At 68.8% G+C, this 21769-nt stretch carries 20 protein-coding genes; 6 read left to right on the top strand and 14 right to left on the bottom strand.

The window, feature by feature from the left end; genetic code table 11:
- Positions 1-3 precede the first annotated feature (3 nt).
- Both AC1RN0_RS03520 and AC1RN0_RS03515 read left to right on the top strand, forming a co-directional pair.
- Positions 4-459 carry an Lrp/AsnC ligand binding domain-containing protein gene (locus tag AC1RN0_RS03520; protein ID WP_492786043.1) on the top strand — a complete coding sequence of 152 codons (456 nt, stop codon included), beginning with the start codon at positions 4-6 and terminating at the stop codon, positions 457-459.
- A gap of 154 nt (positions 460-613) precedes the next feature.
- The gene (locus AC1RN0_RS03515) at positions 614-1459 is read left to right on the top strand and encodes a hypothetical protein (protein WP_492786042.1); all 846 of its coding nucleotides are present in this window, start codon (positions 614-616) and stop codon (positions 1457-1459) included.
- A 45-nt stretch (positions 1460-1504) separates the two neighbouring features.
- On the opposite strand, the gene AC1RN0_RS03510 is transcribed toward AC1RN0_RS03515, so the two are convergent.
- Both AC1RN0_RS03510 and AC1RN0_RS03505 read right to left on the bottom strand, forming a co-directional pair.
- Positions 1505-2671, bottom strand: coding sequence for a DNA cytosine methyltransferase (locus tag AC1RN0_RS03510; protein ID WP_492786041.1), 1167 nt, complete (start codon positions 2669-2671; stop codon positions 1505-1507).
- A 537-nt stretch (positions 2672-3208) separates the two neighbouring features.
- Positions 3209-3883 carry a nitroreductase gene (locus AC1RN0_RS03505; protein ID WP_492786040.1) on the bottom strand — a complete coding sequence of 225 codons (675 nt, stop codon included), beginning with the start codon at positions 3881-3883 and terminating at the stop codon, positions 3209-3211.
- A 128-nt stretch (positions 3884-4011) separates the two neighbouring features.
- Between AC1RN0_RS03505 and AC1RN0_RS03500 the strand changes: the two genes are divergently transcribed.
- The 3 genes from AC1RN0_RS03500 (at position 4012) to AC1RN0_RS03490 (ending at position 6381) form a co-directional block, all read left to right on the top strand.
- Positions 4012-4386 (top strand): hypothetical protein, encoded by a 375-nt coding sequence (locus AC1RN0_RS03500; RefSeq protein WP_492786039.1) that lies wholly within the window; start codon positions 4012-4014, stop codon positions 4384-4386.
- Positions 4387-4569: 183 nt separating this feature from the next.
- Positions 4570-5883: a PQQ-dependent sugar dehydrogenase gene (locus AC1RN0_RS03495; RefSeq protein ID WP_492786038.1), complete on the top strand. Its 1314-nt coding sequence runs from the start codon at positions 4570-4572 to the stop codon at positions 5881-5883.
- 171 nt (positions 5884-6054) lie between these two features.
- A complete protein-coding gene (locus AC1RN0_RS03490) occupies positions 6055-6381 on the top strand; it encodes a GIY-YIG nuclease family protein (protein ID WP_492786037.1) in 327 nt (108 codons plus the stop codon).
- Between the two features lie 198 nt (positions 6382-6579).
- Here AC1RN0_RS03490 and AC1RN0_RS03485 read toward each other — a convergent pair whose 3' ends face one another.
- The 7 genes from AC1RN0_RS03485 to AC1RN0_RS03455 form a co-directional block, all read right to left on the bottom strand.
- On the bottom strand, positions 6580-7752 hold the full coding sequence (locus tag AC1RN0_RS03485) for an acetyl-CoA C-acetyltransferase (RefSeq protein ID WP_492786036.1): 1173 nt from the start codon (positions 7750-7752) through the stop codon (positions 6580-6582).
- 207 nt (positions 7753-7959) lie between these two features.
- A complete protein-coding gene (locus AC1RN0_RS03480) occupies positions 7960-8475 on the bottom strand; it encodes a flavin reductase family protein (protein ID WP_492786035.1) in 516 nt (171 codons plus the stop codon).
- Positions 8476-8653: 178 nt separating this feature from the next.
- Entirely contained in the window at positions 8654-9571 is a 918-nt protein-coding gene (locus tag AC1RN0_RS03475; protein WP_492786034.1) for a hypothetical protein, read from the bottom strand.
- Entirely contained in the window at positions 9568-10491 is a 924-nt protein-coding gene (locus tag AC1RN0_RS03470) for a glycosyltransferase family 2 protein (RefSeq protein WP_492786033.1), read from the bottom strand. The genes AC1RN0_RS03475 and AC1RN0_RS03470 overlap by 4 nt, the downstream gene beginning before the upstream one ends.
- Entirely contained in the window at positions 10491-11636 is a 1146-nt protein-coding gene (locus tag AC1RN0_RS03465) for a GNAT family N-acetyltransferase (RefSeq protein ID WP_492786032.1), read from the bottom strand. The genes AC1RN0_RS03470 and AC1RN0_RS03465 overlap by 1 nt, the downstream gene beginning before the upstream one ends.
- 81 nt (positions 11637-11717) lie before the next feature.
- Positions 11718-12215, bottom strand: a complete 498-nt coding sequence (locus AC1RN0_RS03460; protein WP_492786031.1) for a GAF domain-containing protein — start codon at positions 12213-12215, stop codon at positions 11718-11720.
- Positions 12216-12264: 49 nt separating this feature from the next.
- Positions 12265-13524, bottom strand: a complete 1260-nt coding sequence (locus AC1RN0_RS03455) for an MgtC/SapB family protein (RefSeq protein ID WP_492786030.1) — start codon at positions 13522-13524, stop codon at positions 12265-12267.
- Between the two features lie 190 nt (positions 13525-13714).
- Here AC1RN0_RS03455 and AC1RN0_RS03450 point away from each other — a divergent pair, with 190 nt between their 5' ends.
- A complete protein-coding gene (locus AC1RN0_RS03450; RefSeq protein WP_492786029.1) occupies positions 13715-14128 on the top strand; it encodes an EVE domain-containing protein in 414 nt (137 codons plus the stop codon).
- Between the two features lie 61 nt (positions 14129-14189).
- Here AC1RN0_RS03450 and AC1RN0_RS03445 read toward each other — a convergent pair whose 3' ends face one another.
- The 5 genes from AC1RN0_RS03445 to AC1RN0_RS03425 all read right to left on the bottom strand — a co-directional run bounded on the left by AC1RN0_RS03445 (position 14190) and on the right by AC1RN0_RS03425 (position 21680).
- Entirely contained in the window at positions 14190-14984 is a 795-nt protein-coding gene (locus AC1RN0_RS03445; protein WP_492786028.1) for a hypothetical protein, read from the bottom strand.
- Between the two features lie 232 nt (positions 14985-15216).
- A complete protein-coding gene (locus AC1RN0_RS03440; RefSeq protein WP_492786027.1) occupies positions 15217-16455 on the bottom strand; it encodes an acetyl-CoA C-acetyltransferase in 1239 nt (412 codons plus the stop codon).
- Between the two features lie 43 nt (positions 16456-16498).
- Positions 16499-17281 carry an SDR family NAD(P)-dependent oxidoreductase gene (locus AC1RN0_RS03435; RefSeq protein WP_492786026.1) on the bottom strand — a complete coding sequence of 261 codons (783 nt, stop codon included), beginning with the start codon at positions 17279-17281 and terminating at the stop codon, positions 16499-16501.
- A 168-nt stretch (positions 17282-17449) separates the two neighbouring features.
- Positions 17450-18427, bottom strand: coding sequence for an NAD(P)H-dependent flavin oxidoreductase (locus AC1RN0_RS03430; protein ID WP_492786025.1), 978 nt, complete (start codon positions 18425-18427; stop codon positions 17450-17452).
- 109 nt (positions 18428-18536) lie between these two features.
- Complete coding sequence (locus AC1RN0_RS03425; protein WP_492786024.1) at positions 18537-21680, bottom strand: beta strand repeat-containing protein; 3144 nt, start codon at positions 21678-21680, stop codon at positions 18537-18539.
- Between the last annotated feature and the right edge of the window lie 89 nt (positions 21681-21769).

Below are 21769 nucleotides of genomic sequence, written 5' to 3'. Positions count from 1 at the left end.
GCCATGCTGGACGAGCTCGACCGCAAGATCCTGCGCGTGCTGCAGAGCGACGGCCGGATCACCAACCAGGACCTGGCCGCCCGCGTCGGCCTGTCGCCGGCCGCCTGCCACGACCGCTTCCGCCGCCTGCGCGAGCGCGGCTTCATCACCGGCTTCGTCGCCCTGCTCGACCCGGAGAAGATGGACCGCGCCCTGATGATCTTCGTCGAGATCCAGCTCGACCGCACCACCGGCGAAACCTTCGACCAGTTCGCCGCGACGGTGCGGCGCACGCCGGAGATCCTCGAATGCCACATGGTGGCCGGCGGCTTCGACTACCTGATCAAGGCGCGCGTCGAGGACATGGCGGCCTACCGGGCGTTCCTGGGCGAGACGCTGGTCAACCTGCCGGGCGTGCGCGAGACGCGGACCTATGCGGTGCTGGAAGAGGTGAAGAACACGGTGGCGCTGCCGGTTTAGGAGGGGGGACATCATGACCATGGGACTTGCCCTTGATCCTGTCGGCGAACCCTTGAAGTGTCGCCCTAGATTGATCCGCGCTTGCCTTACCCGGTCGAATAGCTGTTGTTGGTCGCCGCCTCGCTGAACACGCACTGGTAGAGACGAAATTCGAATGTACGGCCCAGATATCCTTGTCAGAACCCTGAGCAAGCCGACGAGGGTCGACCGGTACGGCAATCATTGGCAGTACCATTCGCGAAGCGATCATCATTCGAAGGTCGCATGTTGGGGCATCATCTTCGATCTTCTGCGCGTTACGCCGCTGCTGCGCCGCCACGTCGAGAGCGGGACCGTGCGATTCGGCATCAATCACGAAATGCGCGACTTCGTGCATGATCGGAAGAAGAACCTCGACGTTGTGCTCTGCACCGGATCGGGAGCCATTTCGTCCCCGGAACAGACGCTTGAGACACTCGCCCGGGACTATGACATCGAGCTCCTTCCCGACGAGGCCGCCGAGCTGGCCAAACTTCCCAGGCTGGTTCGCGCTCCAGTGGGGGCGGTTCTCATGGCCCTTGAGGCGAAGGCCTGCATGACGGCGCACCAACGCGCCCTTCCCCGCCTCTACGACGAGCTGAACTCGTCACACCTGACCGTGCATGGAGCGACTGATCAGGCGATCGCCGCCGGCTTCGCCATGGTCAACGTGGCGGAGCGCTATCTGAGCCCGGACCTGAACAAGAAGAACTTCGCCGCCGCCCCCGAGTGGAGCCTGCACAAACAGCCCCGCGATGCGACGTTGGCGGTGGACAAGATTCGCCAACTTCCCAAGCGGTCGAAGCTCGGCGCCACCGGATACGACGCCCTGGCGATCGTTGTCATCGACTGCCCTAATGACGGATCGCCGGTCCGGCTTGTGGACCGTCCGCCGGCCCCACAACGCGGCGAAATCTATGCCTATGCTTCAATGATAGACCGCCTGTCGCACATCTATACGACCCGGTTCGGGGACCTCTAGACTGGCGGCTGGTCGGGATTTCCCGGGACCTTCGGGGCTGAGGCCCTATTCCGCGGCCATCGGCGTGTAGGCGTCACCTTGCGCCGCCGACACAGCGACGAGGTGAGCCCGGATGCGGTCCTGAAAACCCGGAACAAATCGCAGGGAACTTCGCTCCGTGCGTTCAAGAAACCCCTTGGTCGCCCGAATGGACAACGGCTTTCCTGGATAGCGAAGAAAATCCGTCAGGGCGGGCCGGTCATTCCAAACCGGAAATGCGCCGATCTCGACCGCGCGTCGCGCCTGACCGTCAAACCTTGCAGCCGATGGCCATGAGCCAGAAGCCCGCAGCGGTCTATCGCGCGCTGGATCATACTTGCCCGGCTTGGCGAGCTTCTCCCCAAGCCAGCGAGCGACGGGGGTCGAGACCGCGTTACCCACCAAAGACCAGCGAATGGAGGGCCGAAAACCTTCGACAGAGGGCAAGGTCCAGTCTTCTTCGAACCCCTGAAGCCGCTCGGCATCGCGGATATCCGGCGTTACGACCTGTCCATCGGGAAGCAGGATCGCGGGCGGAGACGGAATCCCGATCGTCGAACCGTTCTTGAGCGTGGGAATGGCGTCCTGCGCCCATCCGAGGCCACGAATACCTTCAGTCCAGTAGAAGCCGTGCGCGCAGCTATCGAGTGGCTGCGCGCCTGATTGGGGCGCCGCTTCGTCTATCAGGACGACATCAGCAGGGTCCGCGTCGGTGCAGGTAGCCACAAACAGCACCCGGTTGCGGCGCTGCGGCAGGAACGCCTGCGTGTTGACCACACGATAGGCCCACCGATACCCGCGAGATTCGAACGCATCGACGAGCGTGTGCATCGCGCGGCCCTGATCAAGGGCCAACATAAACGACACGTTTTCCAGAACGACCCATTGAACCCGACGATCGTCCAGCAACCGGAAAATCTGATCGACCAGCCCTGAACGCTCGCCGCCGATGCCTGCCGTTCTCCCGGCCTGACTCAGGTCCTGGCAAGGGAAGCCGCCGACCAGCAGCTCGACCTCGTCTGGAAGCGACTTGAGAGCCCGGACATCCGCCTCGCATGGCACATCGGGAAACTTCGCGGCGAGCACAGCACGAGCCGGCTGCCAGATTTCGCAGAGCATCAAGGCCTCGTGACCGGATGCGGCCAAGCCTACTTCCAGCCCCCCAATTCCCGCGAACAGACCGGCGACCTTCAAGCGTTCAGCTCCAATCCATACGCAGCGCGAATCTCTTGAGCAGGATCGCCGACTTCCGGACTCGGGAGAAGCGAAACCGCCCGATCGTTCTTACTATGTTCTTCCGGTTGCGCCAACTACATTCTCCACCCTGACGCACTGAGCTCGTTGAGTTCGCTCTCAAGCACACCCACCCCGCCCTTCATCTCATGAAGAGATTCTCGCCGGGCGGGTCAGGTTGCTCAAGGGCGCTTCGCGTCGCGGAGCGATGGGCCCGCAGGGCCCACCCTTGACCAACCTGGCCCGTCCGGCACGCTGACCTGCATGAGATGAAGGGACCGCTCCCTTCCCTGATGGGAAGGAACGCGCGGGTCCCTCCCCCTCTCCGCTCATCCCGGCGAAGGCCGGGACCCAGGGGTTTTCAGGGCCTCGGCCCATGGGTCAGGCACGCACCGCGCGCCAGTCGGACGGGCGCGTTGAGATTTCAAAAAAGCCTGGGTCCCGGCCTTCGCCGGGATGAGCGGAGTTTAGTGGGGTTCTTGGGGACCCCTCTCGGCCTCAGAACCCCCTGATCACCGCCACCTCGTCCAGCGGGGCCCGTTCGGCCCTGACCGCGTTGACCGGGTCGTCCGGGTCGGCGTGGCCGAGGGCTACGGCGCAGAACATGATCAGGTCCTCGGGCATGTCCAGGTACGCGCGCGTCGTGCGGTGCCAGAGGGACCAAGACTCGAGGGCGGCGGACTGCAGGCCCATGGCCGTGGCGGCCAGCAGGACCGACTGGATGTACATGCCGAGGTCCGACCACTGGGCCTGGCCCATCGTGCGGTCGATGGCGAAGAACAGGCCGACCGGGGCGCCGAACAGTTCGAAGTTGCGGCGGAACTGCAGCATGCGGCCGGCGGCGTCGTCGCGGGCGATGTTCATCGCGCCGTAGAGCTGTTCGCCGTTGCGGAACTGGCGGGTGAGGTAGGGCTCCTTCAGGCTGGGCGGATAGATCAGGTACTCGTAGTCGCCGTCGATCATCTGGCCGCCGTCGATCTTCGAGAGGACCGTGGCGCGCAGGCCGTCGAGCGGCGCGCCCGCCAGGGCCCAGACCCGCCAGGGCTGCAGGTTGCCGCCCGAGGGCGCGCGGCCGGCGGCGGTCAGGATGGTCTCGACCGCCTCGCGCGGCACGGGCGTCGGCAGGAAGGCGCGGCAGGTGCGCCGCGTGGCGAGGGCTTCGAGGACGTCCATGGCGCGCTCCGGTTCGCCGCGCAGGGTGCGGGCGGTGGGCGGCGGGGGCGTTGACGGAGGTCAAAGGGCGGGGCTTCCGCGAGACCGGTGTTTTGCCTAAGCTCGGCCCACCAACGGGGGCGGGCATCATGACCAGGGGAATGATCAGGCTGGGGGCCGTCTGCGCGGCCGTCGCCGCGCTGGCGGGGCCGGCGGCCTGGGCGCGGCCGGCGCTGACCGTCGAGCTCGAGAAGGACAGCTGCGCCGGGCCGGTGGCCGCCGTGGCCGCGGGCGCCGGCGGGACCGTGGTATTCCACCATCTGGACGCCGGCCGCTATGTCATCAGCCTGCCCGCCGAGGCCGGCGGCGTGCGTCTGGCCGTGGCCGAGGGCGACCGCTGGATCGCCGGCCGGCTGTCGGCCGTGTCGAACGGCCGCCGCTACGCCCTCGGCGAGGACGGCCAGCGCATCGTCGTGGCCGTGGGCGGGGATGGGGAGATTCATATCCAGCTGGACGGGCTGTAGGGGCCAGGGATTAGGGGCTAGGGGCTAGGGGCTAGTTGGGTCCGGTGGCGGCGGACGCAGCGCTCACTAATCCCTAGCCCCTAATCCCTAGCCCCTAATCCCTAGCCCCTCTTGCTTCCCCCTAGCCCCCGCCCCCCTCCGCGCCATATCCTCACCGGAAAAACCGGCTGGGGAAACGCCATCATGAACCGCTCCGCAAAGTTCGCCGCCCTGTCGGCCGCGCTGCTCGCGCTCGCCGCCTGCGGCAAGGGCAGCGACCTGCCCGCCTCGGCGACCTATGGCGCGAACGTCAAGCTGACCGCGCCGGACCCGAACGGGCCGATCCCGCTGCTCAACCCGGCCAAAGCCGTCGGCTGGCCGGCGGGCGGGGCGCCGGTCGCCCCGGCCGGGTTCACCGTGACGCGGTTCGCCGACGGGCTGAACCATCCGCGCTGGCTGTATGTGCTGCCCAACGGCGACGTGCTGGTGGTCGAGAGCAACTCCCCGCCGCGGCCGAAGAAGGGGATCACCGACCTCGTCGCCGGCTGGATGATGAAGCGCGGCGGCGCGGGCGTGGCCAGCCCCAACACCATCCTGCTGCTGCGCGACGCCAACGGCGACGGCGTTCCCGAGGTGAAGTCGACCTTCCTGACCGGGCTGAACTCGCCGTTCGGCGTCTCGCTGGTGGGCGACACCCTCTATGTGGCCAATACCGACAGCATCATGGCCTTCCCCTACACGGCCGGCGCGACGGCGATCACGGCCAGGGGCGGCAAGGTGGTCGACCTTCCGGCCAACGCGCCGAACATGCACTGGGCGCGCAACATCCTGGCCACGCCGGACGGGACCAAGCTGTATGTGACGGTCGGCTCGGACTCCAACATCGCCGAGGGCGGCATGGCGGCCGAGACCAACCGGGCCAACATCCTCGAGCTGACCCTGGCGACCAAGGCGCTGCGGGTGTTCGCCTCGGGCACGCGCAACCCCAACGGCCTGGCGTTCGAACCGGCGACCGGGGCGCTGTGGACCACGGTCAACGAGCGCGACATGCTCGGCAACGACCTGGTGCCCGACTACATGACCAGCGTGAAGGACGGCGGCCACTACGGCTGGCCGTGGAGCTACTACGGCCAGCATGTCGACGCGCGGGTGCAGCCGCAGCGGCCGGACATGGTGGCGAAGGCGATCGTCCCCGACTACGCCCTGGGGGCGCACACCGCCTCGCTGGGGCTGGCCTTCTATGCGGCGGGCCCCTTCCCCGCGGCCTACCAGGGCGGCGCCTTCATCGGCCAGCACGGCTCGTGGAACCGCAAGCCGGTCAGCGGCTACAAGGTGGTGTTCGTGCCGTTCGCCGGCGGAAGGCCCAACGGCGCGGCGCAGGACTTCCTGACCGGCTTCCTCGACGCCAAGGGCCAGGCCATGGGCCGCCCCGCCGGCGTCGCCGTCGACCACGCCGGCGCGCTGCTGGTGGCCGACGATGTTGGGAACGTGGTGTGGCGGGTGAGTGCTGAAAAATAACGCACAACTACAACAGCTTCGTCATCCTGGGCCTTGTGCCCAGGACCCCTCGTTCGGCCGCACGGGCGGTGCTCGAGCCTGAAGGGCTCGCGACACGTCCAGAGGGGGCCTCGCCACAAGGGCGAGGATGACGGGATTGAATCTGGCGCGAGTATGGGATATTTTCAACCCATGGTTACGCGCGAAAGCTTCATCGCCGTTTACATGATGTCGGACCGCTACCACGGGACGATCTACATCGGCGTGACCAGCCGATTCCTCAGCCGCATCGTTCAGCATCGCGAAGGCATCTATCCCGGCTTCACCCGGAAATACGGGCTCAAGCGCCTTGTCTGGTACGAGCCGAGGGAAAGCATGATCGGAGCAATCCAGCGCGAGAAGTCGCTCAAGCGCTGGCCGCGCGAGTGGAAGATCAACCTGATAGAGCGGGACAACCCGCATTGGGACGACCTGTATCCCGCCATCGCGGAATGGGTCCCGGGGCCACGGCTGGTTTGAGACCTGCCGTCATCCTGGGCCCTGTGCCCAGGATCCCTCGTTCAGCCGCACGAACGGGAATCCAGCTTGATCTGCTCGCGACACGTCCAGAGGGGTCCTCGCCACAAGGGCGAGGATGACGGGGTTTGTAGCCGCAACGAAAAAAGGCCGCCCACCTTCCGGTGAGCGGCCCTTTCCGTTTGCGTCAGAGCGTCTGGATCAGAGCGCTTCGACGATCGTCACGTTGGCCAGGCCGCCGCCTTCGCACATGGTCTGCAGGCCGTAGCGCTTGCCGGTGCGGCGCAGGTTGTGGATCAGGGTGGCCATCAGCTTGGCGCCGGAGCCGCCCAGCGGGTGGCCGAGGGCGATGGCGCCGCCCGAGATGTTCAGACGGTCCGGGTCGGCGTCGTTGCCCTGCAGCCAGGCCAGGGGCACGGGCGCGAAGGCTTCGTTGACTTCGTACAGGTCGATGTCGCTGATCTTCATGCCGGCCTTCTTGAGGGCCTTCTGGGTGGCGAACACCGGCTCCTCGAGCATCACCACGGGGTCGCCGGCGGTGACGGTCATGTGGTGCACGCGGGCCAGCGGCTCGACGCCGAGGCGCTTGAGGCCGGCTTCGTTGACGACCAGCAGGCCCGAGGCGCCGTCGCAGATCTGGCTGGAGGTCGCGGCCGTGACCGTGCCGCCTTCCTGCAGCAGCTTCACGCCCTTGATGCCTTCCAGGCTGGCGTCGAAGCGGATCCCCTCGTCAATGACGTGGGTTTCCTTCGTGCCGTCCGCGAGGGTGATCTCGACGCCGACGATTTCCTTGTCGAAGTGGCCGGCCTTGGTGGCCGCGATGGCCTTCTGGTGGCTGGCGTAGGCGTACTCGTCGAGCTGGTCCTTGGTGAAGCCGTACTTCTTCGAGATCATCTCGGCGCCGGCGAACTGGCTGAACTGGATGTTCGGATAGCGCTCCTGCATGTTCGGGCTCATGTAGTTGCCCATGCCGGCCTTCATCGCGAGGATCGAGGGGCTGCCCATGGGCACGCGGCTCATGCTCTCGACGCCGGCGGCGATGACGCAGTCCATGGCGCCCGACATCACGGCCTGGGCCGCGAAGTGCAGCGACTGCTGCGAGGAGCCGCACTGGCGGTCGACCGAGGTGGCCGGGACGCTTTCCGGGAAGCCGCTGGCCAGCACCGCGTTGCGCGCGATGTTGACGGCCTGTTCGCCGCCCTGGCCGACGCAGCCCATGATGACGTCTTCAACGGTGGCCGGGTCGGCGCCCGTGCGCGCGACGAGCGCCTTGAGGACTTCGCCGGCGAGGTCGGCGGGATGAACCCCGCTCAGACGGCCACCCTTGCGACCGCCCGCGGTACGGCCGGCGGCGACGATATAGGCTTCACCCATGGGGTATCTCCCTGATCAGGTTTTCGTTTACGTGAGCGTCACTTAAGCCTTCGAACGGCCCGCGCCAAGTATGACCCAACGTCAGGGGGAAGGGGCTGGGGATTAGGGGCCAGGGGCTAGGGAGTAGTCGAGCGAGGTGGCGGCGAACGCGCCGACCTACTAGCCCCTAGTCCCTAATCCCTGGCCCCTCTTGCTACGCCCTACGCCCTAATCGGTGTGCACCTTCCGGTACCCGCCGCGCAGATAGACCAGCGGCTCGTGGTCGGCGTCGTGGTGGACCTTGAGGATGCGGCCGACGAGGATGCGGTGATCGCCGGCCTCGATGGTCTGTTCCGTGCGGCACTCGAAGTTGGCCATGCAGCCGGGCAGCACCGGGGCGCCGGTATGCCAGGTCTCCGGGGTGACGCCCGCGAACCGGTCGGCGCCGCGGCGGGCGAACTGGGCGGCCAGGGCCTGCTGGTCGACATGCAGCACATTGACCACGAACACGCCGCTGGCCGTCAGGGCCGGCAGGCAGCTGGCCTCGTTGCCGACGCAGATCAGCGCCAGCGGCGGGTCGAGCGAAACCGAGGCGAAGCTGTTGGCCGTGAAGCCGACCGGCGTCTGGCCGTCGAGCGTGGTGACGACGGTCACCCCGGTGGTGAAACAGCCGAAGGCGTCCCGCAGGGCGCGGGCGTCGGCGGCGGCTTCGCCGGTCAGGTCAATGGTGCGGGGGCCGGTCATCCCGACCATTTGGAGCGATCAGGGGGTTCGGGCAAGGGACAAACCGTCCGTCATCCTGGGCCCTGTGCCGAGGCCCCCTCTCGACGTGTTGCGAGCCCGTCAGGCTGGATCCCCGCCCCTGCGGCGGAGCGAGGGGTCCTCGCCACAAGGGCGAGGATGACGGGGTTTGGTGCTGCGCCTACGCCGCCCGCTTGCTCAGCCCCGGTACTTCGGTTTCCAGGTTGAACGTCACCGGCAGCACCCGCTCATGAGCTTTCTGCAGCTTCAGCGCCTTGGCGGCGCGGGCGGCGGCGACCTTGGCGAGGCCGGCGGGCGAGAAGCCCGGCTGTATCCTGGGGTCGGCGCCGAGACGGCGGCGCAGCAGGCCGTTGGCGTAGATCACGTTGGCCCGCATCAGCGCCGAGGGGGTCATGAACTCCATCGACAGCGAGACATTGAGCATCGGCCCGTTCTCGATGCGGTGCGGGGCGTTCTGCGGCCAGGTCAGCATGCGGCCGGGGGTCAGCTCGACCTTCGCCGCGCCGGCGTCCCAGGCGGGGTCGAAGGCGAACTGCTCGGCCGTCTCGCGCAGCACGATGGCCTCCAGCGCCTCGGGGCCGACATAGGGATCCTCGACCGGATAGGCCCAGACGTTCTTCACGCCGCGGATCTGCCAGAGCGACACCATCGGCACGTCCAGATGGTAGAAGACCTGGGCGTTGGGCGAGCTGATCAGCACGCCGAGATCCCGCTTGAGCGTGCGCAGGCCCGGAACCTGGGCTTCCTTCTCGGCGAACACCTCGTCGGCCAGGGCCGCGTAGTCCGGCAGGTAGTCGTTCGTGGCGCGCAGGTTCAGCCAGATGCGGCCTTCCTTCGCCATCCGCAGCAGGACCTTGCCGGAGAGATTCCCGGCCACGCCGCGCCGCCAGGTGCGCCACTCGCGCGGGTCCTCGCCCATGGTGAAGACGCCCAGCTTCTCGCGCGGGTATCGGTCGAGCAGGTCGGCCAGGCCGGCGTCGTCGAACATCGGACGGCTGTGCAGATCGTGGCTGAATGTCAGCACCTCCTTGCCGAAGGCGTGGGACTTGTCCGGGGTCCAGTCGCGGATGATGGTCATGCGCTGCGTCCGTAGAAGTTGATCTTGAAGGGGCCGAACCAGAAGGTCTTGCCGAGGCCGCGGGCCGCGCGGTCGAGCGCCTGGGCCCGGTCCGGCGCACGGATCAGCCATTTGACGGCGGCCACCGCGCCGAAGACGGCCGCCTGGGCCAGGCCGATGAGCATCCAGATGGCCACGCCCTTGCGGTCCGGCGGGTTGGCCGCGGCGCAGTGGGCGGTGGGCCCCTGGCCGTAGGCGAAGGCGCGGGCCAGCGTGTAGCGCAGGGTCAGGCGGTCGGGGACCGGGTCTTCCCAGACCATCGCGTCGGGCGCCCAGGCGAAACGCGCGCCGGCGGCCTGCATATGACCGAACAGCATGTCGTCCTCGCCGCCGATCTGGTTGCGCAGGGTGCTGAACGGGCTGACCGGATCAGGCAGGGAGGCCCGCTTCAGCAGACTGTTGCCGCAACCGAAATAGCCCGGCATCAGGCCGGCCATCGCCGGCCCCTCGCGGGAGAAGAAGCGCTCGAGATAGGCGCGGTGGGCCGTGACCGTCTCCGGCGCGCGGGCCTGGACGGGGCCGAAGACCACGTCGGCCTCATAGCGGGTCATGGCGTCCAGCAGGGCGGCCAGCCAGCCGGCGGGGGCCTCCTCGTCGTCATCGAGGAAGGCGATAAGGCCGCCCTGGGCGACCTTCAGCGCGCCGTTACGCACATTGGCCACGCCGGCTTCGGGCACATGGACATAGCGCACCGGGAACGGCGCGGTCTTCGCGGCCGACTCCACGGCCAGCCGGGCGCTGGGCTGCTGGTCGTTGTCGGCGACGATCAGTTCGAGGGTGGCGGGATCGACGCCGGTCTGGGCCAGGGCCGAGCGCATGGCGAGCGCCAGCCCCGCCGGCCGGCGCTGGGTCGGGATGACGATGCTGATCGTCGCGCCCATCAGCCCTGGTCGCCCTCCATCGCCAGACGGCGGCGCGGCTGGGCCGCCACCGCGTCGACAAAGCCCCGCACCCGCCCGGCGGTCGACAGTTCGGTCACCGCGATGGCGTCCAGACGGCGGCGCAGGCTGCCGACCAGACCGTCGCGCCGGGCGCCGGCCATTGTCCAGACCCGCTCGCGCCCCCCCGCCAGCATTCCGGCGGGGGTCGCGGCGGCCGCCGTCCCCTCCCCGACCACCTGGGCCGGGGCGGCGTAGTGTCTCTTGTAGTGGTCGTGGCTGGGCCCCAGGTCGTAGACCGTCAGGCCGAGGCCCGGCATGGCGGCGATGGCCCGCATGAGGAAGGTCTGGCCGGGCGAGTATTCGCCGAGGTCCGGGTTCGTCGAGGCGACCCACGGGTGGTACCAGCCGTTTCGCGTCACGCCGAAGTGGCCCGCCACCAGGGTGTCGCCGGCCCACATCGTCAGGGTCAGCCCGCGCAGGGCGCCCTGGCCGGCGGCGAGATTGGCCAGCAGCGCGCGGGTCCAGTCGGGGCGCAGGAAGTCGGCCACGCCGGTGCGTACCAGCTGCTCGCGCTTCCAGTCCATGATCCGCTGGTAGACGGCCGGATCGGCGCTCGCCTCCATGCGCACGGGGCCGACCTCGCGCTCGAGCTTGCTGTCGAGCCGGCGCCAGTTCTTGAACCGCTTGGCCGAGGCGGCGCGCAGGCGCTCGAGGTAGGCCTCCGGCGGCTCGTTGAGGGTGATCGAATAGCCGGACGTCTGGCCCTGCTCGGTGTCGGCGAACACGCCGTGCGGGTCGATCAGGCCGGTGAAGCGCCAGGCGCTGAGGCCCGCCAGCGCCAGGGCGCGCGGACCCGTCAGGCCCGCGACGGGGCCGGCGATCAGGGCGTGGTAGTCCGACAACGGCGCGCCCAGCGGACGGCCCATGCCGCCCGGGCGGCGGTGATGCGGCAGGAAGCCGACGACCCGCTCGCCGTCGCGATAGACCGTCACGCGCGCGTCCTCGCGCACGGCGCCGACGGCCCTGGCGAAGTCCGGGCCCAGCAGCGGATTGCCGAAGGCGGGCTCGGCCGCGACCAGCGCTTCCCAGGCGGCGATTTCGTCTGCCGTCAGATCGGAAGGGTGGACGGTGCGGGCGTTCAGCATGGGGTCAGCGGCTCAATCTGGGGACAAACCTTGTCCCGGTAAGGGAATTCACCCCCGATCAAGCAAGTAGCGGGCCGCGCCTTAACCGCTGAATACCGCCGCGAGAATCCGTTCGAGCCAGCGGGCGTCGATGTCGTCAAAAGCCGCGGGACGGTCGGAATCGACGTCGAACACCGCGATCAGCGACCCGTCCGGGCCGAAAACCGGGACCACGACCTCGCTCGCCGAACGGCTGTCGCAGGCGATATGGCCCGGAAAAGCGTGCACATCCGGCACAAGCTGCGTCTGGCCGGTCGCCGCCGCCGCGCCGCAGACGCCGCGGCCGAAGGCGATGCGCAGGCAGCCGAGCGTGCCCTGGTAAGGGCCGACGATCAGCTCGTTCGGCCTGTCCGGATCGACCACATAGAAGCCGGTCCAGAAGTAGTGGTCGAAACTGGCGGCCAGCATCGACGCGACCGTGGCCATGCGGGCGGTCAGGTTCGGCTCGCCGTCCAGCACCGAGGCGATCTCGGCGGCGACCTCGGCGTAGCGGGCCTCGCGGTCGGCGGACAGGGTCAGGTCGTTGAAGGCTTCGGCCATGCCGGGGATATAGGCGATCGCGGCGCCCGATCCCAGACCCGGCGCGCGATCATCCCAGGCCCAGGGCCCAGCAGGCGGCCGCCCCGCCGGCGGCGGCGAGCAGCGTCCCGCCGGCGAACAGGGCGCCCAGGCGCGGGCCGCCGACGACCGTCGCGATCACCGCCTTGGAGGCGCTGTCGGCGCCCGCCGCCAGCAGGATGGCCCAGGCGCCCAGCCTCGGGTCGAGGCCCTGCGCCGTCATCCGGGCGGTGGTCAGGGCCACGGCATCCACGTCGGCCAGCCCGGCCAGGGCCGAGAACGGCAGCAGTCCGGCCGCGCCCCAGGTTCCGGCGAGGATCCGGCCTGCGGCCATGACCAGTCCCAGAACGACGGCGAACTTGAACACCACGTCGAGGTCGAGCGGGCTCTTCATCGGCGACTCGGCCGGAGCGTCGCCGTTCCGCGCGGCCCGCCAGGTCGCGGCCAGGGCCAGCGCCGCCGAAAGGCCGGCGAAGGCGGCCAGAGGCGGCAGCAGACGCGCCAGCAGGACGGGCGACAGGATGGCGGCGATGACACAGAGCCGCGCCGCCATCACCGCGCCGGCCGCCAGGGCCGCGCCGGCATGGGCCAGGGCGTTGGGGGAAGCCTTTTCCCGCCGGGCCAGATTGAAGGTCACCGCCGTCGACGAGACCAGGGCGCCGGCGATGCTGGCCAGCAGCAGTCCGCGCGCGGCGCCGAACACCCGTATGGCCACATAGGCGGTGAACGACACGCCGGCCACGGCGATCGTCAGCAGCCACAGCTCATAGGGATTGAACGCCCCGTGGGGGCCGTATCCCCGGTTGGGCAACAGCGGCAGCGCGACCAGGCTCATCGCCAGAAGGATCAGGGCGCTGCGCAGCTCCGGCCAGGTAAGCCGCGCGAGCCAGCCGTGCAGGGCCTCCTTGAACGCCAGCAGGCCGACGGCCACCACCGCCACGGCCGCCACGACCCGCCCGTCGCCGACGATCGCGTAGGCGCCGAGAGCGAACACCAGCAGGGCGGCCACCACGGCGGTCACCGAGTAGTCCTTGTCCGCCATCTGCTCGCGGTGCTTGAACAGGATGAAGGCCGCGGCGAAGGGCAACGCCAGGCTGGCGAAGACCCAGCCGCCGAGGGTATGGCCGAGAACCCCAGTGACCCCGCCCAGGAGGCCGCTCAGGGCGTAGGTGCGGACGCCCGCCGTGCGGCCGCCCTCGCGGCTGTCACGGGCCCGCCAGCCGCGCTCGACGCCGAACATCAGCCCGACGGCCAGGGCCAGTCCAAGACGCTGGATGAGATCCAGGGGCATGAGCACTCCGATAATCGCGGGTCCGGACGTCCCGGCTGGGAGATCCATTCCGACCCCGACCCGGCGAGACTAGCCCCGGCGGCGACGCGCGGTCGAGCCGCCGCCGGCGGGATCGGCGCACGGACAAGGCCAGATCGTTGAACCCTGCGCCCATGTCGGGGATATAGGGACCGCGGCGAAGGAGCGAGCGATGGCGTACTGGCTGGTGAAGTCCGAACCGGACGTCTTCTCATGGGACGACCTGGTGGCGACCGGAGAGACGGGCGAGCCATGGACCGGCGTGCGCAACCACACCGCCAAGCTGAACCTGATGGCCATGCGGCTCGGCGACCAGGTGTTCTTCTACCACTCGCAGGCCGGCAAGGAGATCGTCGGGATCGCCGAGGTGATCCGCGAGGCCTACATCGACCCGACCGACGCCAAGGGCGTATTCCGCTGCGTCGACCTGAAGGCCGTGGCGCCGCTGAAGCGGCCCTTCACCCTGGCCGAGGCCAAGGCCGATCCGGCGCTGGAAAAGATGAGCCTGATCACCTCATTCCGGCTGTCGGTGCAGCCGGTGACCGAGGCGGAGTGGGATCACGTGCTGGCCGTGGCCGACGCCTGAACGAGGCGCTTCATGCCCCCGCCCTCCCCCGCCGGAACGGGGACGAGCGGAGGGGCGTCGATCACGGGTGCTTGTCGCGCTCCCGACCGCCGAGCGCCGCCGCGACACTGGCGATGAAGGCGCCGATGACCAGCGACAGGGCCGTCAGCATGGCCAGGCGTGAGGCCGCCTTGCGAGCGTCGTCCGCCGCCTGTTTGGCGTCGGCGACGATCTTCTGGTCACGTTCGAGCGCGCGGTTGATGCGGCGCTCGGCCTCGGCGGGAGTAATGCCGCTGCGCGCCGAGGCGGAGGCGACGAGCCAGGCGCGGTCGTCCGGGTCGAGCCGGCCCGTGGCCAGCGCCATCGCCAGCACGCGTTCGGCCTCGGCCCGCGCCGGGGCCGTGGTCGCCGGGTCGACGCCGGCCGACCGGTAGATGGCGTCGGCGTCATAGGCGTGGTCGGGCGCGACGGCCTGGGCGGCGACGTCGGCGGCCTTGCCGCCGGCCAGCCCGGCCAGGGCGACGACCAGCACCGTGGCGGCGGACCAGGTCAGGAAGCCGTGCGCCGTGTCGCGGAAGAAGACCTCATGCTCATGCGTGCCGATCCAGCGGGTGCGCAGGCGGCCGGTCAGATAGCCGCCGGCGGCCGAGGCCAGCCACTGCACCAGCACCAGCCAGATCCCGGCCAGGGCGCCGATCGCGCCGGCGTCGCGGGCCAGGGTCCAGGGCGAGGCGGCGGCCAGGCCGAACCCGGCGCCGAGACTGACGAGAATGATCGTCACCGCCAGGGCGACGAAGACCCCGGCCGCCACGGCGGACCCGGAGACGGCCGAGGACGGGGCGACGCCCGGCCCGTCGGAAATTGTGTAGTCGGTCATGCGCCGCGTCCTCCGGTCAGTGCCAGAAGATGGCGAGCAGGATGATCACGGGGATCGGAACCCCCAGCAGCCACAGCAGAATTCCGCGTCCCATGGTCCAGCCTCCGGTTGGTCGTGGAAGGCGAACGGACGGCGGCGGGGAATTGTTCCGGCGGCCTGAACGCAGAAGGGGCCCGCTCGATCCGAGCGGGCCCCTCCACGCCGTCTCCCCGGAAGGGAAGCGGCAATCGTCTTACATGCGCTCGATGATGATGGCCGGGGCCATGCCGCCGGCGGCGCACATGGTGATCAGGCCGTAGCGCTTGCCGGTCCGCTCCAGCTCGTCGACCATCGTGCCGATCAGGATCGAGCCGGTGGCGCCGATCGGGTGGCCGAGGGCCATGGCGCCGCCGTTGACGTTGACCTTGGTGCGGTCGAGCTTCAGGTCGCGGATGAACTTCTCGGCCACGACGGCGAAGGCTTCGTTGATTTCCCACAGGTCGATGTCCTCGACCGTCAGGCCGGCCTTGGCCAGCGCCTTGCGGGCCGCCGGGACCGGGGCGTTGAGCATCAGCGTGGGGCTGTCACCCATGTTGGCCATGGCGACCACGCGGGCCCGCGGCGTCATGCCGTTGGCCTTGGCGTAGGCCGGCGAGGTCAGCAGCAGGGCGCCCGAACCGTCCACGACGCCCGAGCTGTTGCCGGCGTGGTGGAAGAACTTCAGGTCGAGGTCGGGATAGACCGCCGTGATCAGCTTGCGGAAGGTGGTGCCGTTGGCGTCGAGCGGCACGTCGGCCAGGGCCTCGAACGAGGGCTTGAGGGCCGCGAGGCCTTCGGCGGTCGTCTGCGGGCGCGGGAATTCCTCGTGGTCGAGGGCCAGCGTGCCGTCTTCCTTGTAGACGGGGATCAGGCTCTTGGCGAAGCGGTTCTCGGCGATGGCCACCGCGGCGCGCTGCTGGCTGGTCAGGGCCAGGGCGTCGAGGGCTTCGCGGCTGATGCCTTCCATGGTGGCGATGGCGTCGGCGCATATGCCCTGGTGCGACTGCGGGTGCTTGGCGCGCAGGCGCAGGTTGCCGTTGTCCATGGTCGGCGGGCCGTCTTCCGGCGAGCGACGGTTCGGCATCGACATCATTTCGCAGCCGCCGGCCACGACCATGTCGGACATGCCGGCCATGATGGTCGAGGCGGCGAAGTTGACCGTGGTGATGCCCGAGCCGCAGAAGCGGTCGAGGGTCACGCCGCTGGAGCGGACGTCATAGCCGGCGTCCAGCGCCGACATGCGGCCGAGGTCGCCCGAGGCCGGGCCGCGCTGGCTGCTGCAGCCCCAGATCACGTCGTCGACTTCGGCGGTGTTGATCTTGTTGCGCTCGGCCAGCGCCTTGAGCACGGCCGCGCCCAGCTGCTGCGGGTGCATCTCGGACAGGGCGCCCTTGCCGTATTTGCCGATGCCGCGCGGGGTGCGGACGGCGTCGATGATCCAGGCTTCACTCATGGTCATGTTCCTTCGGAGGGGATGGGTCTGAAAGCGTTGAAAGTCAGCGGGGGGTCATGCGGATGGCGCCGTCGAGACGGACGTCTTCGCCGTTGAAATAGCCGTTGGTGATCATGGTGTGCGCCAGGTGGGCGTACTCCTCGGGCATGCCCAGACGGCGCGGGTTGGGCACCTGGGCGGCCAGGCCGGCCTTCACATGCTCTGGCGCGCGGCCCAACAGCGGGGTGTCGAAGATGCCCGGCAGGATGGTGTTCACCCGGATCGACTCGCTGGCCAGGTCGCGGGCGATGACCAGGGTCATGCCGACGATGCCGGCCTTGGAGGCGGTGTAGGCCACCTGGCCGATCTGGCCGTCCTCGGCCGCGACCGAGGCGGTGTTGACGATCGCGCCGCGCTCGCCGTCTTCCATCGGCTCCAGCGTCAGCATGCCGGCCGCGCTCTTGGTGATGCAGCGGAAGGTGCCGATCAGGTTGATGCCGACGATGCGCTCGAAGTTGTCGAGCGGATATTCCTTGATCTCTCCGGTCTGCTTGTCGCGGCTGACCGTCTTGGCCCCGCCGCCGACGCCGGCGCAGTTGACCAGGATGCGCTCCTGGCCGATCGCCGCGCGGGCCTTGGCGAAGCCGGCGTCGACCTCTTCGCTGGAGGCCACGTTGACCTTGCAGAAGACCCCGCCCAGTTCCTTCGCCAGGGCTTCGCCCAGCTCCTCGTTGAGATCGAAGATGGCGACCTTGACGCCGTCGGCGGCGAGGCGGCGGGCAGTCGCCGCGCCGAGGCCGGAGGCGCCGCCGGTGATGACCGCGGAGATGGAGGAATCAAGCTTCATGGAACCGGTCCTGTCAGTGAACGCGGCGACCTAATCGCTCTCTCGTTGGGGAAGGCAAGTCGCGCGTTTTCAGGGGACTGCTTCGCGAAACGAAGCGGTTCCCTGCTGGCAGGGCAGCAGGGGGACAGCGACCGGCCACGCCGGAAGCGGTCCCCCTGTCCGGCCCGGTCAGGAGGCGTCGAACTTCGCCAGCCGCTGGCTGATGATCTGGTGGGCGTCGGCCATGATGCGGTCGATCAGCTCCTTGCAGGTCGGGATGTCGTGGATCAGGCCCGCGACCATGCCGCAGGACCAGGCCCCGACGTCCATGTCGCCCTCGATCATGATCTTCGGATAGACGCCGGCGACTTCCTCGATGATGTCCTCGAACTTGATGTTGGAGCCGAGCTCCTTCTCCTTCTGGAGGAGGCGCTCGACGCCGGCGTTGACCAGCACGCGCTCGGTGTTGCGCAGCGGGCGCATGACCAGGCGGGTGTCCAGCTCGCTGGCCGCGACGATGGCGTCCTTGACGTTCTGGTGGACCGGGGCCTCCTTCGTGGCGATGAAGCGGGTGCCCATGTTGATGCCGTCCGCGCCCATGGCCAGCGCCGCGACCAGCTGGGCGCCGTTGCCCACGCCGCCCGAGGCGACGAACGGGATCTTCAGCTCCTCGGCCGCGCGGGGCAGCAGCACCCAGTTGCCGACGTCGTCCTCGCCCGGGTGGCCGCCGCACTCGAAGCCGTCGACGCTGACCGCGTCACAGCCGATCGACTCGGCCTTCAGCGAGTGGCGCACCGAGGTGCATTTGTGGATCACCTTGATGCCGGCCTCTTTCAGCGCCGGCAGCCACTTGACCGGGTTGTTGCCGGCGGTCTCGACCGCCTTCACGCCGCCCTCGATGATCGCCTTCACATAGCCCGGATAGTCCGGCGTGTTGACCGACGGCAGGAAGGTCAGGTTCACGCCGAACGGCTTGTCGGTCATCTCGCGGCAGCGGGCGATTTCCCTGGCCAGATCGTCCGGCGTGCGCTGTGTCAGGCCGGTGATGATGCCAAGGCCCCCGGCGTTGGACACCGCCGCCGCCATTTCGGCGAAGCCGACAAAGTGCATGCCGCCCTGGATGATGGGGTGCTCGATGCCGAACATCTCGGTGATGCGGGTCTTCATGGCGGGTGTCCTGTCCTGGGAGCGCGTTGTTGTTGGCAACGATCCTAGGGACGGCGGATCGGGATGGGTAGGGGGGACGTGGCGTCAGCCTCCGCCCCCTTTGTTGAGGTCAGAGCACCCAGCCGCCGTTCACGTCTCCTGCGCCTGTGTAGTGGTTGGCGGTCGTACCGGTGACGTCCCCGTTTATGGCGATGGTGAAGTCCGTTCTGCCGTCGCCGTCGACATCGAGCTGGAGGGTCGTGATCCCGCCGCTGAAAGCCATCACCGCCTGCCCCGCCAGCTTGGTGAACCTGCCGACGAAGGTGAAAGTCTGGTCGCCGACGAGAGCCGTGTTCGCGTCAATGGCCGACAGGTCGATGCGGTCGCCCGCCGCGAAGCTGAGGTCGACGATCGTGTCCTTTTCGACAAGGCCCGCGCCGGCGCTGGACAGATGAATGTCGAGGTTGGTGAAGCTGAACGTATCCGCGCCCGCCCCGCCGGTCAGCCGGTCGTAGCCCGCGCCGCCGACCAGGACATCGTCGTCGAGGCCGCCGTCGAGGACGTCGTTGCCGGCGTCGCCGAAGAGGATGTCGGCGCCGCCGAGACCCGAGACGGTGTCGATGTCGCCGCCGCCGTGCAGGAGGTTGGCCCCGCCGTTTCCGGTGATCGTGTTCTTCAGGGCGTTGCCGGTTCCGTTGAGGTCGCTGCCACCCGTCAGGGTCAGGTTTTCGACGTTGGCGGTCAGGCTGTAGGTGATCGAGGCGGAGACGCTGTCGGCCCCCTCCCCGAGCGCTTCGGTGACCGCGTCGCCGGCGTCATCGACGACATAGCCGTCATTGCCGAGACCTCCGGTCATCGCGTCCGCCTCGGACCCGCCGTCGAGCGTGTCGTTGCCCGACCCGCCGAGCAGACTGTCCGTCCCGGCGTCGCCATTCAGGATATCGTTGCCGACCGAGCCGTCCAGGCTGTCAGCGCCGTCGCCGCCGTTCAGGGTGTCGGCGCCGCCGTCGCCGGACAGGGTGTCATTGCCGTCCAGACCGCTCAGGGTGTTGGCCGCGCTGTTGCCGAGAATGATATTGTCCAGGCTGTTGCCGGTTCCACTGATGGCGCCGCCCGGCGCAGCGAGGGTCAGGTTTTCCAGGCCTGCGCCGAGCGTGAACGCGACCGAACTGATCACCAGATCAAGCCCGTCTCCGCCGGTCTCGTCGGCCGTATCCCCGGCTTCGGTGACGACATAGGTGTCGTTGCCCGTTCCGCCGACCATGATGTCTGCGCCGGTTCCGCCGCGCAGATAGTCGGCGCCGGCTCCGCCGATCAGCGTATCGTCGCCAGCCCCGCCGTCCAGAATGTCATTTCCGTCGCCGCCATCGATGAGGTCCACGCCGTCGAGGGCGCGGATCGTGTCGGCGCCGGCCGTCCCGGTGAGAACGTCGTCGCCGGGGGTCGGAACATGAGAGGTCTCCGGCGTATCGGTGATCGGAAGGATCAGGCTGGTCGAGGCCACGCCCCCCGCGCCGTCGTCGGCCGCCAGGGTGATGGTCGCGGCCGCCGGCGGTGAATCGGTATCGGCGTAAAAGCTGAAGGTGCTGGCGCTGTCGCTGTTCAGCAGCGCGGCGATCTGGGCGGCGGTCCCGGTGAGGGTCAGGACAGCCGTGCCGGATCCCGATACGGCCGCGCCGCTGGCGCCGGCAGTGGCCGTCAGACGGCCGTAGGTGGTGGACAGCGTAACGGTCAGCGCGTCTCCGGCGTCCGGATCACTGACCGTGAAACCGGTGTTCTTGAGATCGAGGACGACCTGCTCGACCGCCGTCGGGCCGACGTTGAACACGCGGGCCTTGACGGCCGTGCTGCTGGCGTCGCCCGTCGCTCCGCCCACACCGTGGCTGGCGTCGACCCAGGTCACCACGAATCCCCCGTTTGGCATCGCGGAAATCTGGGCATCGGCCTGGTTGTCGTCCGTCGCCGTGTTGACGAGAAATTCGGTCTCGACCGGTTCGCCGGCCGCGTTGAAAACCTGCGCCTTGAGGGCATTCAGGCTGTTGTCTCCCGACGCGCCTCCGACGCCCTGACTGCCGTCCCGGAAAACGATCACAAAGCCGCCGTTCGACAAGGCGGTGATCCGGGGGATGGACTGGTCGTCGAGGGTCGCCGTGTTGACCAGGATCTCCGTCCCGACCATCGCCCCGCCCGCCGTGAAGACCTGGGCTTTCACCGCCGCGCCGAAAGTGTCCCCGGTCGCGCCGCCGGAGCCCATACTGTAGTCGGTCCAGGCGACCACGAAGCCGCCGTTCGACAGGGCGGTAATCTGCGGATTCTGCTGGGCGTTCGCGGTCGCCGTGTTGACGAGGATTTCGACGCCGATCATCGCGCCCGCGGCGCTGAAAACCTGGGCCTTGATGGCCTGACCGCTCGTGTCGCCGCCGACACCACTGGCGTCTTGCCAGGTGACCACGAAGCCGCCATTCGCGAGCGCGATGGCGTGCGGAATTTCCTGAAAGCCGTCTACGGCGGTGTTGACGAGAATCTCTCCGCCGATCGCCGCGCCGTCGACCGCGAACACCTGGGCCTTGATGGCCAGTCCGCTGGTGTCGCCCGCCGCGCCGCCGACGCCTTGGCTGTTGTCGTACCAGGTGACCACAAAGCCGCCGTTCGACAGCGCGGTGATCTCGGACAGCGTCTGGTCGTTCTCGATGGCCGTGTTGACGAGGATTTCCGTTCCGACCATCGCCCCCGCTGCGGTGAACACCTGGGCCTTGACGGCCGATCCGCTGTTGTCGCCCGATGCACCGCCGGCCCCCATGCTCGTGTCGACCCACGCGATCACGAAGCCGCCGTTCGCCAGGGCGGTCATCTGCGGGTCGACCTGGGCGCCGACCGTCGCCGTGTTGACGAGGATCTCGGCGCCCACCATCACCCCGGCCGCCGTAAACAACTGGGCCTTCACGGCGCTATCGAAGACGTCGCCGCCTGCGCCCCCGTCGCCGCCGCTGTAGTCCGTCCAGGCGATCAGGAAGCCGCCGTTGGGCAGGGCCTTGACGATAGGGTTGACCTGAAGATTGACGGTCGCCGTGTTGACCAACAGCTCCACGCCGACCCGGACCCCGGCTGCCGTGTAGACCTGAGCCCGGATCGCGCAGTTCGTGTCGCCGTTCTCACCGCTGACATCCTGCCAGGTGACGACAAAGCCTCCGTTCGCGAGGCCGGTGACGTTCTGGGCGTTCTGCTCACCGTTCACGGCCGTGTTGACCAGGAGTTCGCCGCTCGTTTGGGCCACCCCCGGAATGAAGGCGACCGAGGGCCCGCCGGTTCCGGCAAACCTGAGGGGATGGCCACCGTCAACGGCGGGAACGGTTAGCGCGGTCG

This window comes from Caulobacter sp. GW821-FHT12F03 (assembly GCF_058806855.1).
The sequence above is the reverse complement of the archived record's forward strand: the minus strand, read 5'-3'. Positions and strand labels throughout refer to the sequence as shown.